This is a genomic window from Streptomyces sp. NPDC092369 (genome assembly GCF_044755245.1).
GTDB lineage: Bacteria > Actinomycetota > Actinomycetes > Streptomycetales > Streptomycetaceae > Streptomyces.
On record NZ_JBIVQP010000007.1, the window covers coordinates 375,817 to 395,226 of the forward strand.

At 73.9% G+C, this 19,410-nt stretch carries 2 protein-coding genes; both read right to left on the bottom strand.

Features of this window, described 5'->3' with window-relative positions; all coding sequences use genetic code 11:
• Window positions 1-67 precede the first annotated feature (67 nt).
• Window positions 68-6,163, bottom strand: coding sequence for an SDR family NAD(P)-dependent oxidoreductase (locus tag ACIQI8_RS36780; protein WP_402360670.1), 6,096 nt, complete (start codon window positions 6,161-6,163; stop codon window positions 68-70).
• A 91-nt stretch (window positions 6,164-6,254) separates the two neighbouring features.
• A complete protein-coding gene (locus ACIQI8_RS36785; RefSeq protein ID WP_402360673.1) occupies window positions 6,255-19,400 on the bottom strand; it encodes a type I polyketide synthase in 13,146 nt (4,381 codons plus the stop codon).
• Between the last annotated feature and the right edge of the window lie 10 nt (window positions 19,401-19,410).

Here is a 19,410-nt window from a genome sequence, read left to right on the forward strand (position 1 = left end):
TGCGGGTGAGTTGATGCGGGTTCGGTGGTGCGTGTGGATTGGTGCGGATGGGTCGGTGAGCCGCTGCTCAGCCGCGGTTCTCGATGCCGCGCAGCCACTGGCGGGCCGCCTCGACCGTGGTCGGGGTGTGCTCCTCCAGGACGGTGAAGTGGTCGCCGGGGATGTCCTCGACGCGGTGCGGCACGGGCCAGTAGGCGCGCCAGTCGGAGCCGCCCGTCGGGTCGACGACCATGTGGCGCAGGGGCGTGTCGGCGCGCAGCGCGAGGGTCGGCGCGGCGACGGGATGCGGCTGCCAGTCGGCGAAGAGGTTGTTGTATCCGCCCATCGCGGTCAGGCTGGCATCGCTCCACACCATGTCGTAGGCCTCGATGCGGTCGAGCATCCCGGTGAGCAGGGCGGTCAGCCACCACTCCCCCATGCCCTCGCGGACGGCACTGTCGATGGGATAGGCGTCGATCAGGAGGAGCCCGGCGGGCGGGCGGCCCTCCTGTTCCAGGCGGGCGGTCACCGCGTTGGCGAGGCACCCGCCCATGGACCGGCCCACGATGACGAACGGCCGTTCGTCGCGCACGAGTTGACGCACGGTCTCGACGTGCCGGCTGAGGAACGTGTCCAGGCTGTCGGGCAGCGGATCCTCGGCGGCCCAGCCGGGCGAGGGGACCACGAACAGGTCGCGCTCGCCCTGGAAGGCGTGGCCGAAGCGGGCGTATTCGTGCGGTCCCGAGATGGCGCTGAGGGCGGGGAAGCACACCACCGCGGTCTCCCCCTCGCCCTGTGCGAGATGCAGCGGGCGCGGGGTGTGCGCGGCGCCTTCGGGGAGCGTGAAGCGCGTGCGCAACGCGGAGGCGACGCCGATGAGGGCGGAGGCGTCGGCGAACTTCCCTTCGCCCGCGAGACGCCGGTAGAGGGTCGACAACGGCTCGTCGCCGTGGGTGGACCGGGGCGTGGTGGCGGGTCCGGACTCCCGAATCGCCGAGCCGGTCAACTCGTCCAGGTGGGCTGCGAGTTCGGCCGGGGTGGGGTGGTCGAAGGTGAGTGTGGCGGCGAGTCGCAGGCCGGTCGTGGAGGTGAGGCGGTTGCGCAGTTCCACGGCGGCGAGCGAGTCGAGTCCGAGGTCGTTGAAGGGCGCGTCCGCCGTTACGGTTTCGGGGCGGGCGGCCAGTACGGCGGCGGCCTCCTCGCGGACCAGGGCGAGCAGGACCTCCCGCCGTTCCTCGGCGGTGCGCCCGTCGAGCCTGGCGGACAGCGCGGGTCCTTCCGCGGCGGCGAGGGCCGTCCGGCGCGGCGGTCGCACCAGGCCGCGGAGAAGCGCCGGGACCGGTTGCCGGTCGCGGAGGGCGGCGAGGTCCAGGGGTGCGGGCACCAGATACGGGAGCCCCAACGCGTCTGCCCTGTCGAAGAGTTGGGTGCCTCGATCGGTCGGCAGGGCACGCAGGCCGGCTCGGCGGGCGCGGCCGAGGTCGGCTTCGGTGAGGTGTCCGGTGATGCCGCTGGGCTGCTCCCACTGGCCCCAGGCCAGGGACTGGGCGGGCAGTCCGAGCGTGTGGCGGTGGGCGGCGAGTGCGTCGAGGAAGGTGTTGGCCGCCGCGTAGGAGCCCTGGCCGGGGCCGCCGAGCACGGCCGCGACGGAGGAGTAGAGGACGAAGGCGTCCAACGGGAGGTGCGCGGTCAGTTCGTGCAGGTGCCAGGCCCCGTCGGCCTTCGGGCGCAGCACGGTGTCGAGCCGGTCGGGGGTCAGGGTGTCGACGAGGCCGTCGTCGACGGTGCCCGCTGTGTGTACGACGGCCGTCAGGGGGTGCTGCGTCGGCACCGAGGCGATGAGGGCGGCGAGTGCGTCACGGTCGGCGGTGTCGACGGCCACGACGGTGACCTGTGCGCCCGCCGCCGTGAGGTCCGCCGTCAGTTCGCCGGCACCGGGAGCCTGCGGGCCGCCGCGGGAGACCAGGAGGAGGTGGCGTACGCCGTGTCGGGTGACGAGGTGCCGGGCCAGGGCGGCCCCGAGTACGCCGGTGCCACCGGTGATCAGGACGGTCCCTTCGGGGCTCCAAGAGCGGCTCGTGATCTCGTCATCGGTCGGCTGCGGCGCCCGCACCAGGCGAGGGACGTAGGCGACCCCCGCTCGCAGGGCGAGTTGAGGTTCGTCGGCCGCTCGGGCGGCGGCCACGGCCGCGGGGAGGAGAGCGGTGCTTTCCGGGGTCCCGTCCGTGTCGACGAGGAGGAGTCGGTCGGGCTGTTCCGCCTGCGCGGAACGCAGCAGTCCCCACACGGGTGCGGAGGTCAGGTCCGGCTGGTCGGCCTCGCGTACGACTTGGGCGTGGCGCACCACGGCGACCAGCGGTGATGTGGTGTCCGGTTGCCGGCGCAGTACGTCCAGGGCCTCCGCCAGGGCGGCTCGGACCCGTTCGGGAACGTCACCGGCCTGGTCCGCGCCGCCCAGGTGGACGACCTCCGGGGAGTGGTCCGCTCCGGGTTCGGCCGTCACCTCCCGCCATTCCAGGCGGAACAGGGAGTCGGGGTCGGTGCTGCGCGCGGCGGCGAGTTGACCGGCGGACACCAGGCGGGCGTGGAGGCCGGTGACCGTCGCGACCGGTGCGCCCGACCCGTCGGCGAGGTCGACGGCGAGGGTGTCGGGGCCGGTGCGGGTGAGACGGACGCGCAGCGCGGTGGCGCCGTCGGCGTGCAGCCGAACTCCCGTGTAGGCGAAGGGCAGTCGGCTGAACCCCTCCGGTGTGCCGGTCAGGTCGTCGTGCGCGGTGAGGTGGACGGCGGCGTCCAGGAGGGCGGGGTGCAGGCCGAAGCGGGCGGCGTCCGCGTGTTGCGGTTCGGGCAGGGCCACCTCGGCGAAGAAGGTGTCGCCGTCCCGCCAGGCGGCGCGCAGTCCGCGGAAGGCGGAGCCGTACTCCAGTCCGGAGGCGGCGAGTTCGGTGTACACGTCGTCGACGGGTACGGCGGTGGCGCCGGGCGGGGGCCAGTTGCCGAGGTCGGCCGCCGCGGCGATCCCTTCGGCGGGCCGGGGCCGGTCGTCGAGGTCGGCGGATCGCTCGGCGGGCGGGGCGGTCAAGGTGCCGGTGGCGTTCCGGGCCCAGTCGCCGCCCGGGGCACGGGAACGGACGACGACCTCGCGGGCACCCGTCGGGTCGGGCGCGCCCACCTCGACCTGTATCCCCACGGCACCGCGCGAGGGCAGCACCAGCGGGCCCTCGATGACGAGTTCGGCGATGACATCGGCGCCGACCTCTTCGCCGGCCCGTCGGGCGAGTTCGAGCAGGGCGGTGCCGGGGACGATCACGGTGCCCTGCACGGCGTGGCCGGCCAGCCACGGATGGGTGCGCAGGGAGAGGCTGCCGGTGAGCAGGACGCCGTCGCTGTCGGGCAGCGGCACGGCCGCCGCGAGGAGCGGGTGGCCCACCTCCTCAAGGCCCAGCCCGGAGGGGTGCGTTGAGGTGCCGGGTTCCAGCCAGTAGCGGCGGTGCTGGAAGGCGTAGGTGGGCAGATCGGTACGGCGGGCGCCGGTGCCGGCGAAGAAGCCGGGCCAGTCGACGGGCCGGCCACGGCCGTGCAGCAGGCCGAGGGCGGCCACCGCGGTCGCCGATTCCGGCCGGTCGCGGTGCAGTGCGGGCACGGCGAACGCGCTGTCCAGGGTGGCCCGGACCAGTGCGGTGAGGGTGCCGTCCGGCCCGAGTTCGAGGTAGGTGCCGGTGCCGACCTCGTCCAGGGTGCGTATGACATCCGCGAACCGCACGGCTTCCCGGACGTGGCGTACCCAGTAGTCGGCGGTGGTGATCTCGCCGTCGGTCGCGATCCGGCCGGTCACGTCGGACACGACGGGAATCCGGGGCGCCCGGTAGGTCAGCGCCTTGGCCACCCCGGCGAACTCGGCGAGCATCCCGTCCATGTGGGACGAGTGGAAGGCGTGGCTCACGGTGAGGCGCCGGGTGCGCCGGTTCCGCTGGGCGAAGCGGGCGCCGAGAGCGAGGACCGGTTCGATGTCGCCGGAGATCACCACGGCGGACGGCCCGTTGACGGCGGCCACGTCCACCGCCCCGTCCAGCGGGGCCAGTTCGGCCCGGATCTCCTCCTCGGTGGCCTGGACGGCCAGCATGGCTCCGCCGCCCGGCAGTTGCTGCATCAGGCGGGCGCGCGCGGCGACCAGGGCCGCGGCATCGGAGAGGTCGAGCACTCCGGCCACATGGGCGGCGGTCAGCTCGCCGATGGAGTGTCCGGCGACATGGTCCGGGCGCACACCCCAGGACTCGTAGAGGCGGAACAACGCGACCTGGAGGGCGAACAGGGCGGGCTGGGTGTACTCGGTGTCGTTCAGACGGGTACCGGACGCGGTGACCTCGGCGATCGGGCGGTCCAGCAACGGGTCCAGGTGGGCCGCGACCTCGTCGTAGGCGGCGGCGAAGGCGGGATGGGCCGCGTACAACTCCCTGCCCATGCCGGCCCGTTGGCTGCCCTGGCCGGTGAAGAGGACGGCCAGGGAGCCGGTCCCCGCGGTCACGGTGTCCGGGGAGGCGTTCGCCGCGAGGTCTCGTAGGGCCGTCACCAGGGTGTCGTGGCTGTCGGCGACGAGTGTGGCGCGTTCCTTGAGGGGGGCGCGGGTGGTGGCGAGCGAGTAGGCGACGTCCAGGGGGCGGGCGTGCGGCAGGTGATCGGCGAGGCGGGCCGCCTGGGCGCGGAGGGCGTCGGGGGTCTGTGCGGTGAGGACGAACGGGAGCGGGCCCGGGTCTCGCCTTTCGGAGGTCTCCCGTGCGTCGCCGGGGTCCGCCGGCGGGGCCTCCTCGATGATCACGTGCGCGTTGGTGCCGCTCGCGCCGAACGCGGACACCCCGGCGCGGCGCGGGCGGTCCTCCCCGGTGGCGGGCCAGGGCTGCTCCTCGGTCAACAGCCGCACCGCGCCCGCCGACCAGCCGACGTACGGGGTGGGTTCGTCGGCGTGGAGGGTGCGCGGGAGCACGCCGTGCCGGAGCGCCTGGATCACCTTGATCACGCCGGCGACTCCGGCGGCGGCCTGGGTGTGGCCGATGTTGGATTTCAACGAGCCGAGCAGCAGCGGGCGTTCGGGATCGCGCTGCTGTCCGTAGGTCGCGAGGATCGCCTGGGCCTCGATGGGGTCGCCGAGGGAGGTCCCGGTGCCGTGCGCCTCGACGGCGTCGACGTCGGCGGAGCGCAGCCCGGCCGCGTCCATGGCTTGCCGGATGACCCGCTGCTGCGAGGGGCCGTTGGGCGCGGTGAGGCCGTTGGAGGCGCCGTCCTGGTTGACGGCGGAGCCGCGCAGGACGGCGAGCACCGGGTGGCCGAGCCGCACGGCGTCGGAGAGGCGCTCCACGAGGAGCAGACCGACCCCCTCGGCCCAGCCGGTACCGTCGGCGCCGGCACCGAACGCCTTGCAGCGGCCGTCGGCGGACAGCCCGCGCTGCCGGGCGAACTCGACGAAGCCCTGCGGCGTGGACATCACGCTCACCCCGCCCGCCAGCGCGAGGTCGGACTCCCCCGAACGCAGTGACTGCGCGGCCAGGTGCAGGGCCACCAGCGACGAGGAGCACGCGGTGTCGACGGTGACCGCCGGGCCCTCGAAGCCGAAGGTGTAGGAGATCCGGCCGGAGGCGACGCTGTCCAGACCGCCGATGCCGAGATAGCCCTCCAACTCGCCGGGAGCGTCCCCGAGTCGGGGCGTGTAGTCGCCGCCCGCGATGCCGGCGAAGACGGCGGTACGGCTGCCCTTGAGGGAACGCGGGTCGATGCCCGCACGCTCGAACGCCTCCCAAGCCGACTCCAGCAGCAGCCGGTGCTGGGGGTCGGTGGCGAGGGCCTCGCGCGGGGAGATGCCGAAGAACTCGGCGTCGAAATCGGCGACGGTGTCGAGGAATCCGCCGTGCCGGGTGTAGGAGGTGCCGATGCGCTCGGGGTCCGGGTCGTAGACGGCGTCGAGGTCCCAGCCACGGTCGTCGGGAAACTCCGTGATGGCGTCGACGCCGTCGCGCACCAGCGCCCACAGGTCGTCCGGGGAGGCGACACCGCCGGGCAGCCGGCAGGCCATGCCGATCACGGCGATCGGTTCGCGCCGGCTCTCCTCGACCTCCTGCAGCCGCCTGTTGGCCTGCCTGGCGTCGTTGAGCGCGCGCTTCAGATAGTCGCGGAGCTGCTGCTCGGTGGCCATCGGGGTACGTACCTCTTCCCGTCGGGTTGGTCTCGATGGATCGCGATGGATGGGGAACGTCGGTTCAGTGCGAGCCGGCCTTGCGCTCGCTTCAGTGCGACCCGGCGTTGCGTTCGACGAGTTGGAACAGTTCCTCGTCGGTGGCCGCGTCGAGGTCGATATCGAGATCGTGTTCAAGGCCGGACGCCGGCCGGTCAATCCGATCGACACGGTTGATCAGGGCGAGCAGCCGGGACAGGACTCCCTCGTCCACCGCTTCCGCCTCCGGCGAGGCAAGGGCCTCCTCCAGGGCCGCGAGCGACTCACCGACCGTCGGCGCCTGCGACTCGCCCTGCTCCAGCGGGAGTTCAGTGACCAGGTAGGAGGCGATGGCGGCCGGGGTGGGGTGGTCGAAGACCAGCGTGGCCGGGATGTCCAGGCCGACCGCCGCACCGATCCGGTTGCGCAGCTCGACCGCGGTGAGCGAGCTGAATCCGAGGTCCCGGAAGGCCCGTTCGGCATCGACACCGTCCACGCCGTCGGTGTGACCGAGGACCACGGCGGCCTCCGCGCGGATCAACTCCGTGAGCGTCGCCTCGCGTTCGGCCGGGGCGAGTCCGGCCAGACGCCGGGTCCATGCGGGTACCTGCGGGGTGTCGAGGTCCGGGTCCGTGACCGCCGTACTGACGACGGTGGTGTTGGTGACCTCGGCGTCCAGCCAGTACCTCCGCCGCTGGAAGGCGTACGTCGGCAGCGGGACCCGGCGTGGCACGGCGGGTGCGAACGCGGCCGTCCAGTCGACGCGCACCCCGCGCACGTACAGTTCCGCGGCCGAGGTGAGGAAGCGGCGCAGGCCGCCCTCGTCGCGGCGCAGTGTGCCGGAGACCACGGAATGACGAGCGGCGTCGGCCGCCTCCAGGGTCTCCTGGAGCGGCACGGCCAGCACCGGGTGGGGGCTGATCTCGACGAACGCGGTGTGCCCGGTGGCGGCCAGCGCCCGCGTCGCCTCCTCGAAGCGGACCGTCTTGCGCAGGTTGGCCACCCAGTACGCGGCGTCGAGTCCGGCGGTGTCCTGCCAGTCGCCGGTCACGGTGGACAGCAGCGGCACGGTGCCGGTGCGCGGCCGGACCGGGGCGAGCGCGTCGAGGAGTTCATCGCGCAGGCCGTCCACGTGGGCGGAGTGCGAGGCGTAGTCGACGCGGATCAGCCGTGCCCGTACGTCCTCGGACTCGCACTCGGCGACGAGTTCGGCGAGCGCGTCCGCGTCGCCCGAGACGACAGCCGAGGTGGGCCCGTTGACGACCGCGACGGAGAGTCGCTCGGACCACCGCCGTTCGATGCGCTCGGCGACGGCGTCGGCGGACAGCGCGACGGACGCCATGCCACCACGCCCGGACAGCGCGAGGATGGCGCGGCTGCGCAGCGCCACGACACGGGCACCGTCGTCGAGACTGAGTCCGCCGGCGACGGTGGCGGCGGCTATCTCGCCCTGGCTGTGCCCGACCACGGCATCGGGGGTGACGCCGTAGGACTTCCACAGGTCCGCCAGGGACACCATCACCGCCCACAGCACCGGCTGGACGACGTCCACACGGTCGAGGCCAGGGGCTCCGTCGGTGCCGCGCAGGACGTCGAGCAGGGACCAGTCGGTGCAGCGGGCGAGGGCCGCCGCGCACTCCTCGATCCGCGCCGCGAACACCGGTGCGCTGTCGAGGAGTTCGACAGCCATCTCTGCCCACTGGGAGCCCTGGCCGGGGAAGACGAAGACGGTCCTGCCGTCGGTGTCCGCCCGGCCGCGCACCACTCCCGGGGCTGACTCCCCGGCGGCCAGTGCGGCGAGGGCGCGGGCGGGATCGCCGAGCACGACGGCACGCTCCTCCAGAGCGCCCCGGGTGACGGCGAGGGAGTGGGCGATGTCCACCGGGTCGTCATCGGTACGGTCGAGATGGGCGGCGAGTCGACCGGCCTGGGCGCGGAGCGCCTCGGGAGTGCGGGCAGACAACAGCCAGGGCAGTTGGGTGGGTTGGGCGGCCGAGCCGGGCGACGGGGCGGCGGCGGGCGGCGCTTCGAGGATGACGTGGGCGTTGGTGCCGCTGACGCCGAAGGAGGAGACGGCGGCCCGGCGCGGGCGGTTGTCCTCCGTCCCGGGCCAGGGACGGGCCTCGGTGAGGAGTTCGACGGCTCCGGCCGACCAGTCGACGTGCGGGGACGGGCTGTCCACGTGCAGCGTCTTCGGCAGGACGCCGTGCCGGATCGCCTGGATCATCTTGATCACACCGGCCGCGCCCGCAGCGGCTTGGGTGTGGCCGATGTTCGACTTCAACGAGCCCAGCCACAAAGGCTGTTCGGGGTCGCGCTGCTGTCCATAGGTGGCGAGGAGGGCCTCGGCCTCGATCGGGTCGCCGAGGGTGGTGCCGGTGCCGTGCCCCTCGACCACGTCGACGTCTGCGGGGCTGAGGCCGCTCGCGGCGAGCGCCTGCCGGATCACCCGCTGCTGGGACGGACCGCTCGGCGCGGTCAGCCCGTTCGAGGCACCATCCTGGTTCACGGCCGATCCCCTTACGACCGCCAGGACTTGGTGCCCCAGCCGCCGCGCATCCGACAACCGCTCCACGAGCAGCAGCCCGACACCCTCCGCCCAGCCGGTGCCGTCCGCCCCGGCCGCGTACGCCTTGCAACGGCCGTCGGCGGACAGCGCCCGCTGCCTGCTGAACTCCACGAAGGTCGTCGGTGTCGACATCACGGCGACACCGCCCGCCAGGGCCAGATCGCACTCCCCCGTGCGCAGCGACTGGGCCGCGAGGTGCAGGGCGACCAGGGACGAGGAGCACGCGGTGTCGACGGTGACGGCCGGCCCCTCGAAGCCGAAGGTGTAGGAGATCCGGCCCGAAGCGACGCTGCCCGCCGTGCCGTTGCTCAGCCAGCCCTCCAACTCGGCGGGCACATCACGGACTCGGGGCGCGTAGTCGTGGTACATGACCCCGGCGAAGACGCCGGTACGGCTGCCGCGCAGTGCCTCGGGATCGACGCCGGCGCTCTCCAGCGTCTCCCACGCGGTCTCCAGGAGCAGCCGTTGCTGCGGGTCGGTGGCGAGCGCCTCGCGCGGGGAGATGCCGAAGAAGGCGGCGTCGAAGTCGGCGGCGCGGTCGAGGAATCCGCCGTGCCGGGTGTAGGAGGTGCCGGGTCGTTCGGCGTCCTCGGAGTAGAGGGCGTCCAGGTCCCAGCCCCGGTCGTCGGGGAACTCGCTCACGGCGTCCACGCCGTCGCGCACCAGCTCCCACAGGTCGTCCGGGGAGGCGACCCCACCCGGCAGCCGGCAGGCCATGCCGACGATGACGACCGGGTCGTCGTCCGTGGCCGCTGCCCGCGCGGGTGCCCGCTCGGGCTTCGGCGCTACGGCGCCGAGGAGCCGTTCGCGCAGGTGCGTGGCGACATCGGCGGGGGTCGGGTGGTCGAAGACCAGGGCGGCGGAGAGGGTGAGGCCGGTGGCCGCGCCGAGGCGGTTGCGGAGTTCGACGGCGGTCAGGGAGTCCACGCCGAGTCCGGTGAACGCCTTGCGGACGCCGATGGTGGCGGGGGTGGTGGCCAGCACGGTCGCGGTCTCGGCACGTACGAGATCCAGCAGGGCCGCGTCCTGCGCAGCGGCGTCCGGAAGCGCGGCGAGGCGCTCCGTGAGGCCGGTGTTCGAGGTGGCAGCGGTCTCGGTGGCCGCGCTGCGGCGGGCCGGCCCGCGTGTCTGCCGGACCAGGCCGCGCAGCGGCGCGGAGACGGGTGCGCCGGATGCCCGTACGGCGTCCGCGTCGAACGGCGACGGCACGAGCAGCGACCCGCCCACCGCCTCGGCCGCGTCGAACAGCGCCACCCCTTCCGTGTCACCAAGAGGCCGCACCCCCAGCCGGGCCAGCCGGGCGAGGTCGGCCGCGGTGAGGTGTCCCGTGATCCCGCTGGCCCCGGCCCACTGACCCCAGGCCAGCGACTGCGCGGGCAGCCCGAGCGCGTGCCGGTGGGCGGCGAGCGCGTCGAGGAAGGTGTTGGCGGCGGCGTACGACCCCTGTCCGGGCGAGCCCAGCACACCGGCCACCGACGAGTACAGGACGAACGCGTCCAGCGGCAGGTGCGCGGTCAGCTCGTGCAGGTGCCAGGCGCCGTCGGCCTTCGGGCGCAGCACGGTGTCCAGGCGTTCGGGGGTGAGCGCCGTGGTGATGCCGTCGTCGACGACTCCGGCGGTGTGGACGACGGCGGTCAACGGGTGGTCGGCGGGGATGGCGGCGATGACGGCGGCGAGTGCGTCCCGGTCGGCGGTGTCGGCTGCGGTGACCGTGACGTCGGCGCCCAACTCGGCCAGTTCGGTGCGGAGTTCGGCCGCGCCCGGCGCCGTGTCCCCGCTGCGCGAGGTGAGCACGAGGTGGCGTACGCCGCGTCGGGTGACGAGGTGACGGGCGAGCAGGGCGCCGAGGGTTCCGGTGCCGCCCGTGATCAGGACGGTGCCGTTGGGGTTCCACTCCCCCGGGGCTGTGCGGCCGGCGGGCCCGGGGGCCAGCCGGGGGACGTGGATGTCCCCGGATCGCAGCGCGAACTGTGGTTCGCCGGTGGCGACCGCGATGGCCAGTGCGGCGGCGGACTCAGGGCTGCCGTCGGTGTCGGCGAGGACGATCCGGTCCGGGTTCTCGGTCTGCGCGGAGCGCAGCAGACCCCATATGGCGGCGGTGACCGGGTTCGGGGTGTCGTCCGGGCCGGTGGAGACGCCGTCGCGGGTGAGGGCGACCAGCCGGGTCCCGGCGGGGTGGCCTTCGCCGAGCCATTCCTGGACGGTGGTGAGGGCGTGGGCAAGGGCGGCACGGACTCGGGCGGGAGTGTCGGTGGTGCCGAACGGGCCGTCACCGACGGCGACTTCGGTCCACTCGAAGGAGTCCGTCGCGTCGTTCCCGGTCGGTTGGAGTTGCGGCCAGGTGAGGGTGTAGAGGCCCTCGGTTGCGGTGAGGGCGGTGGTCTTCAAAGGACGGGTGGTGAGGGTGTCCACCGAGACCACGGGAGCGCCGGTCGGGTCGGCTGCCTGGAGGGAGAAGGTGTCCGGGCCGGTGGCGGTGAGCCGCACCCGCAACTCTGTGGCGCCGGTGGCGTGCAGGGCGACCTCTCGGTAGGCGAACGGAAGACGTGTGGCCCCGTCCACGTCCTGGTGCAGTCCGGGGAGTTGGAGGGCCGCGTCGAGCAGGGCGGGGTGGATGCCGAAACCGGTGGCCTCCTTGTGCCGTTCCTCGGGCAGGGCGACCTCGGCGTAGGACGTGTCGCCGTCCCGCCAGGCCGCGCGGATGCCGCGGAACGCCGGGCCGTACTCCAGGCCCGTCCCGGCCAGGGCCGCGTACACCTCGTCCACCGCGACGGGCTCGGCGTCGACCGGTGGCCACTGGTCGAGTCGCTCTCCGTCCGGCGCCTGTGCGGTGCCGAGGATGCCGGTGGCGTTGCGGACCCAGTCCGCGCCGGGCATCCGGGACCGGATGGTGACGCTCCGGTCGCCCGCCGGGTCGGGTGCGTCCACGGCGACCTGGACCTGGGCGGCACCCTGTCCGGGCAGCACGAACGGGGTCTCCACAGCGAGTTCCACGAGCCTGCCCGCTCCGACCGAGTCGGCGGCCTGCGTGGCCAGTTCGACGAGGGCGGCGCCGGGCAGTACCGGGGTGCCCAGGACGACGTGGTCGGCGAGCCAGGGATGCGTGCGCAGGGAGAGACTGCCGGTCAGGAGCAGCCCGTCGGTGTCGGGCAGCGGTACGGCGGCCCCCAGCAGGGGGTGGTCGACAGCACCGAGGCCGAGCGCGCCGGCGTCCCCACCGGTGCCCGGCTCCAGCCAGAAGCGGCGCCGCTGGAAGGCGTACGTCGGCAGCTCGGCGCGCCGGGCGCCGCTGCCCGTGAAGTACGCCTTCCAGTCCACCGCGTGGCCGCGCGCATGGACGTGGGCGAGGGCCGTCAGCGAGGTCACCGCCTCGGACCGGTCGCGGCGCAACGCATGTACGGCGACGGCCTGTTCGTCCGCGACGTGCTGGCGTACGAGTCCGCTCAGGGTGCCGTCGGGGCCGAGTTCCAGGTACGTCGTGACGCCGGACGCGTCGAGTGCGTGGACCACGTCGGACCAGCGGACGGCCTCGCGCACGTGCCGTACCCAGAACTCGGCCGTGGCCAGGTCCTCGCCCTCGGCGATCCGCCCGGTCAGCGCGGAGACGACGGGGATCCGCGGGCGACCGTAGGTCAGTCCGGCGACGACCGTGCGGAAGTCGTCGAGGACGGCGTCCATGTGCGGGGAGTGGAAGGCGTGGCTGACGGTGAGGTGCCGTATGCGGCGGCCTCGGGCGGCGAACGACTCGGCGAGTGCCCGCACGGCTTCGCCGTCGCCGGAGACGACGACCGCCTGGGGGCCGTTGACCGCGGCCACGTCCACGCCGTCGGGCAGCTCGGCGCGTATCTCGTCCTCGGTGGCCTGTACGGCGGCCATGGCGCCGCCCGATGGCAGCGCGCCGATCAGCCGGGCGCGGGCGGCGACCAGGGCGGCCGCGTCCGCGAGCGAGAGCGCACCGGACACGTGCGCGGCGGTGATCTCGCCGACGGAGTGTCCGGCCACGAAGTCGGGATGCACGCCCCACGAGGCGTAGAGGCGGAACAGGGCGACCTCTACGGCGAACAGCGCCGGCTGGGTGAACGTGGTGTCGTCCAGGCCGTCCCCGGAGGCGATGACCTCGGTGAGCGGACGGTCGAGGAGCGGGTCCAGGGCGGCTGCGACCTCGTCGAAGGCGGCGGCGAACGCGGGATGGGTGTCGTACAACTCCCGTCCCATGGCGGCGCGTTGGCTGCCCTGCCCGGTGAACAGAATGGCGAGGCCGCCTGGTTGCGCGGCTGAGCCCGTGACCGCGGCGGCCGGCGTCGGTTCACCCTCGGCCAGGGCTCGCAGCGCGTCGAGGTCGCCGATGACGACGGCCCGTTCCTCCAGGGACGCGCGAGTGGCGGCCAGGGAGAAGGCGAGGTCGAGCGGGCGGTCAGGGGTGAGGTCCAGGTGCTCGACGAGTCGGGTGGCCTGGGCGCGCAACGCCTCGGGGGTGCGGGCGGAGAGCAGCCAGGGCAGGGGGCGGTCGGCGGTCGGCGCGGACTCGGTGTCCAACTCCTCCTCCGCCGGCGGCTGTTCGATGATGACGTGGGCGTTCGTGCCGCTCACCCCGAAGGCCGACACAGCCGCTCGGCGCGGACGGCCGTCGTCCGTCACCGGCCACGGGCGGGTCTCGGTGAGGAGCTCCACCGTCCCGGCGGACCAGTCGACGTGCGGGGACGGCTCGTCCACGTGCAGCGTCTTGGGCAGGACGCCGTGACGGATCGCCTGGATCATCTTGATGACGCCCGCGACGCCGGCGGCGGCCTGGGTGTGACCGATGTTGGACTTCACCGAGCCGAGCAGCAACGGGCGTTCGGCGGGGCGGTTCCTGCCGTAGGTCTCGATGAGGGCGTGGGCCTCGATGGGGTCGCCGAGGGTGGTACCGGTGCCGTGCGCCTCCACGGCGTCGACGTCGGCGGGAGTCAGCCCGCCCGCGGCCAACGCCTGGCGGATCACGCGCTGTTGGGAGGGCCCACTGGGCGCGGTCAGGCCGTTGGAGGCACCGTCCTGGTTCACGGCGGAGGAGCGGACGACGGCCAGGACGTCGTGGCCCAGCCGCCGCGCGTCCGACAGCCGTTCCACGAGCAGCAGTCCGACACCCTCCGCCCAGCCGGTGCCGTCCGCCCCGGCGGCGAAGGCCTTGCAGCGGCCGTCGGGTGACATGGCGCGCTGCCGGCTGAACTCGATGAACGTGGTCGGCGTCGACATCACGAGCACACCGCCCGCGACCGCGAGGTCGGCCTCGCCGGACCGCAATGACTGAGCGGCCAGGTGCAGGGCGACCAGCGACGAGGAGCACGCCGTGTCGACGGTGACCGCCGAGCCCTCGAAACCGAAGGTGTAGGAGACGCGGCCCGATGCCACGCTGGCCGCGTTGCCGATGCCGAGGTAGGCCTCCAGCTCGTCGGGCACGTGCTGGGCGCTGGTGGCGTAGTCGCGGCCGGACATGCCCGCGAAGACGCCGGTACGGCTGCCGCGCAGCGCGGTGGGGTCGATGCCGGCCCGCTCGAACAACTCCCAGGTGGTTTCGAGAAGGAGCCGTTGCTGGGGGTCCACGGCGGGGGCCTCGCGCGGGGAGATGCCGAAGAACTCGGGGTCGAACTCGGCGACGGCGTCGAGGAATCCGCCGTGCTTGGAGTAGGAGGTGCCGGGGCGGTCGGGGTCCGCGCTGTAGAGGCGGTCGAGGTCCCAGCCCCGGTCGGTGGGGAACTCGGTGAGGGCGTCGGTGCCGTCGACGACCAGCCGCCAGAGGTCGTCCGGCGAGGCGACCCCGCCCGGGAAGCGGCAGGCCATGCCGACGATGACGACGGGGTCGTCGTCCATGGGGGTGGTGACCGCGGACACGGCGGTCTCGGCCAACGCCCCTGCCGCATCGCCGAGTTCACCGGCGAGCCAGTCGGCGAGGGCGGCGGGGGTGGGGTGGTCGTAGACGAGGGTGGCGGGCAACGGGTGACCGGTGGCCGCCGCGAGCCGGTTGCGCAGTTCCACGGACATCAGCGAGTCGAAGCCGTGGGCGCGGAACGCGCGCGCCGGGTCGATCACGTCAGGAGTGCCGTGGCCCTGGACCGCGGCGGCCTGCGACCGTACGACGGTGAGGAGTTCGCGGCGCAGTTCGGCCGGGGCGAACCCGGTCCACCGGTCGGGGCGGACGGTCTCCGCGACGGACACCGTCACCTGGCCCTGCACGTCCGGGAGTTCGGCGGCGAGCGGGTGCGGGAGTCCCCGGAAGAACGCGGCCCAGTCGGCGTCTGCGACGACGAGGTGCTGCTCGTCCCGGTCGAGGATCTGTCCGAGGACGGTGAGGGCACCGTCCGGCGGCAGGGAGACGAGGCCGTGGCGCAGCAGCGTCTCCTCGGCGCCGTCGGCGGCGATGCCGTCGCCCGCCCAGTGGCCCCAGGCCACGGAGGTGGCGGGCAGTCCGGCGGACCGGCGCAGGTCGGCGAGCGCGTCCAGGTAGGCGTTGCCCGGTGCGTAGTTGGCCTGTCCGGGGATGCCGCAGACACCGGCGACTGAGGAGAAGAGCACGAATGCCGACAGGTCGGCGTCGGCCGTGAGTTCGTGCAGGTTGCGCGCACCGACCACCTTGGCGCGCAGGGCACGATCGAGGTGTTCGGGGGTCAACTCGCCGATCAGCGCGTCGTGCAGGGCGGCGGCGGTGTGGACGACGGCGGTCAGCGGCCGGTCCGACGGAATGAGGGCGAGGGCCGCGGCGAGCTGGTCCCGGTCGGCGACATCGGCTGCGGCGAAGGTGACGGTGGTGCCCAACTCGGCCAGTTCGGCGGCGAGTTCGCGGGCACCGGGTGCGTCCGCTCCGCGTCGGCTGACAAGCAGCAGGTGCTGTGCGCCGCGCGCGGCGAGCCAGCGGGCGAGGTGTCCGCCGAGGGCACCGCTGCCTCCGGTGATGAGCGTCGTCCCGGTCGGCAGCCATCCGGCGGAGTCGTCGGGCACAGGAGGGAGGGGACCGGGAGTGCCTTCGGTGACGGGCTGCCGTGGACCGGCGGTGCCGCCGGTGACGGGCGGTAGCGGGCCAGTGGGCACCAGCCGGCGGGCCAGAACTCCCCCGTGGCGTACGGCGACTTCACGCTCCCGGTCGGGCCGGGGGTCGGCGAGCAGGGCGGCGACCTGGGCCCAGGCGTGCGCGTCGGGGTCGGCGGGAAGGTCGATGAGCCCGCCGGAGCGTGCGGGGTTCTCCACGGCGAGGATCGCGCCGAAGCCCCACACCAGGGCCTGTTCGGGGTCGGTCACCGGGTCGGCGGGACCGGTGGAGACCGCGCCCTGGGTGAGGAACCAGACCGGCGCCGAGGCGCCCGAGTCGTCCAGGGCCTGCGTGAGGGCGACTTGGGCGGCGTACGAGCGCGGAACGGCGGCCTGATCGTCGAGCCGCCCCTCGGCGAGGGCGAGCAGCGAGACCACTCCGGCGGCGCCCGACGGCAGAAGTCCGGCGAGCGCGTCCCGGTCGGCGTCCGCCGTGGCGATGACGGAGACGACTCGGGCACCGGCCGCTTCCAGCGCCCCGCGCACGGCACCGGGGACGGCATGGTCGGCGTGCGTGTCGGGCACGACGAGCAGCCACTCCCCCGCGAGCCGGTGGTCCGTGCGGGCCGCTCGCACCGGGCGCCAGGCCAGGCGGTGGAGCCAGCGGTCGGACGCCTCGGCCGCCAGCCGACGTTCCCGCCAGGTCGCCAACGCGGGGAGCACAGGGGCGAGTTGCGGAGCAGTCAGGCCCAGGGCGGTGGCCAGCCGGTCGGGGTCAGGTGCCGCCACCAGGTTCCAGAAGGCGTCGTCCTGAGAGGTGGTGGCCACGGCGTTCTCGGGCGAACGGGTGGCGGCCAGCCAGTAGCGGTCGCGCTGGAAGGCGTAGGTCGGCAGGGCGACGCGGCGCGGGGACGCGCCGGCGAAGGCGGGCGCCCAGTCGACGGGCACGCCGTGGACGTGCAGTTCGGCGACCGAGCGCAGCAAGCGGTCGAGTCCGCCCTGCCCGCGACGGAGCGAGCCGGTGACGACCGGGTGGGCCTCGGCGAGGGTCTCCTGGAGGGCGCCGATCAGAACAGGGTGTGCACTGACCTCGACGAAAATTGTGTGCTCGGTGTCGGCGAGCCGGCGGGCGGCCTCCTCGAAGCGCACGGTGCTGCGCAGGTTCGACACCCAGTAGGCGGCGTCGAGTTGGGCGGTGTCCTGCCAGTCGGCGGTCACGGTGGAGAGCAGCGGGACGGTCCCGGTGCGGGGGGTGAGGGGCGCGAGCGCGTCCAGCAACCGTTCGCGCAGGGCGTCGGTCTGCGGGGAGTGGGAGGCGTAGGCGATCGGGATCACGCTGGTGCGGACGCCCTCGGCCGCGTACTCGGCCCGCAGTTCCTCCAAGGCGTCCAGGTCGCCCGAAACGGCCACGGCGGAAGGGCTGTTGACCACGCCGATGGACAGTCGACCCGGCCAGCGCTCGACGAGCCGCCGGGCCACCTCGGCCTCAGGCAGTGCCACGGCGACCATGCCGCCGCGGCCCGCGATGGACTCCAGTGCCTGAGCGCGCAGGGCGACGATCCGCGCCGCGTCCTCCAGGCTCAGCCCGCCCGCGACGTACGCGGCGGCCACTTCGCCCTGGCTGTGCCCGATCACGGCGTCGGGGGTGACGCCGTAGGACTTCCACAGGTCGGCGAGCGCGACCATCACCGCCCACAGCGCGGACTGGACGACGTCCGTGCGGTCCGGGTCAGGGGTGTCGCCGGTGCCGCGCAGGACGTCGAGCAGCGACCAGTCGGTGTAGGGCGCGAGGGCCGCCGCGCACTCCTCGATCTTCGCTGCGAACACCGGTGCGCTGTCGAGGAGTTCGGCGGCCATGCCGAGCCACTGGGAGCCCTGGCCGGGGAAGACGAAGACGACCTTGCCGTCGGTGCCGGCGGGCCTGGACGTGCCCCGCACGGCGGTGACGGGGTGCTCGCCGCGGGCGAGGGCCCGCAGCGCGTTCACCGGGTCGTCGCCGACGAGCACGGCACGTTCGTCGAAGGCGGTGCGTGTGGTGCTCAGGGAGTACGCCACGTCGGCGGACGCGTCGGTGGTGGTGTCGAGATGGTCCGCGAGCCGGGCGGCCTGGGCGCGCAGGGCGTCGGGGGTATGGCCGGAGAGGACCCACGGAAGGGCGGGCCGGGCAGGGGCGTCGTACTGCCCGGAGCTCTGCGCGGGAGCCTGGTCCAAGGCCGCTTCCGAGGCCTGTTCCCGTGCCGGTTTTGGCGCCTGCTCGATGATGACGTGAGCGTTGGTCCCGCTGACGCCGAAGGCGGAGACCGCGGCTCGGCGCGGCCGCTCCCCCTCCGTGGCGGGCCAGGGCTGGGCCTCGGCCAGGAGTCGGACGGTTCCGTCGGACCAGTCGACGTGCGGGGACGGCTCGTCCACGTGCAGGGACTTGGGAAGCACGCCGTGCCGGATCGCCTGCACCATCTTGATGACGCCCGCGACGCCCGCCGCCGCCTGGGTGTGTCCGATGTTCGACTTCAACGAGCCGAGCAGCAACGGGTGTTCGGCCGTGCGCGCGCTGCCGTAGGTGGCGATGAGGGCCTGCGCCTCGATGGGGTCGCCGAGCCGGGTCCCGGTGCCGTGTGCCTCGACGGCGTCGACGTCACCCGGGCCGAGTCCGGCCGCGGTGAGGGCCTCGCGGATGACGCGCTGCTGGGAGGGCCCGTTGGGGGCAGTGAGTTGGCTGCTGCGGCCGTCCTGGTTGACGGCGGAGCCGCGCAGCACGGCGAGGATCGGGCGGCCCAGGCGCTGTGCGTCGGAGAGCCGGGCCAGGACCACGACACCGACGCCCTCGCCCCAGCCGGTGCCGTCGGCCGCCGCCGCGAACGGTTTGCAGCGGCCGTCCGGCGCGAGCCCGCGCTGCCTGCTGAACTCGATGAACATGCCGGGCGCGGCCATCACCGTGGCACCGCCCGCGAGGGCGAGATCGCACTCCCCGCGCCGCAGCGACTGGGCCGCGAGGTGGAGGGCCACGAGCGAGGAGGAGCAGGCCGTGTCGACGGTGACGGCGGGCCCCTCCAGGCCGAGGGTGAAGGCGATACGCCCGGAGGCGACGCTGGTGGTGCTGCCGGTCAGCACGTAGCCGTCGGTCTGTTCGGCGGGCAGGTGATGCAGGCTCGGCCCGTATTCCTGCGCGATGACACCGGCGAACACTCCTGTGCGGGTGCCGCGCAGGCCGGCCGGGTCGAGGGCCGCGTGTTCCAGGGCCTCCCAGGAGGTCTCCAGGAGCAGGCGCTGCTGCGGGTCGGCGGCGAGCGCCTCGCGCGGGGAGATGCCGAAGAAGGAGGCGTCGAACTCCCCGGCGTCGTAGAGGAATCCGCCCTCGCGGGCGTAACTGCGGCCCGCCGCGTCGGGGTCCGGGTCGTAGAGGTGGTCGAGGTCCCAGCCGCGGTCGGCGGGGAACGCGCCGATCACGTCACGCTCCTCGGTCACCAGTCGCCACAGGGCGTCCGGGGTGTCGGCGCCGCCGGGGAAGCGGCAGGCCATGCCGACGATGGCGATCGGTTCGTCGTCGCGTGCGGTGGCCTTGGACTCGGCCTCCTTGAGCCGTTCGCGGGTGTGGTGCAGCTCGGTGGCGACGCGGGTGAGGTAGTCGCGGAGCTTCGCCTCATGCGTGGTCATGTGGTGGGTG

Coding starts and splice junctions, on each gene's coding strand:
- ACIQI8_RS36780 (WP_402360670.1), bottom strand. CDS start 6,163: ATGGCCACCGAGCAGCAGCTCCGCGACTATCTGAAGCGCGCGCTCAAC.
- ACIQI8_RS36785 (WP_402360673.1), bottom strand. CDS start 19,400: ATGACCACGCATGAGGCGAAGCTCCGCGACTACCTCACCCGCGTCGCC.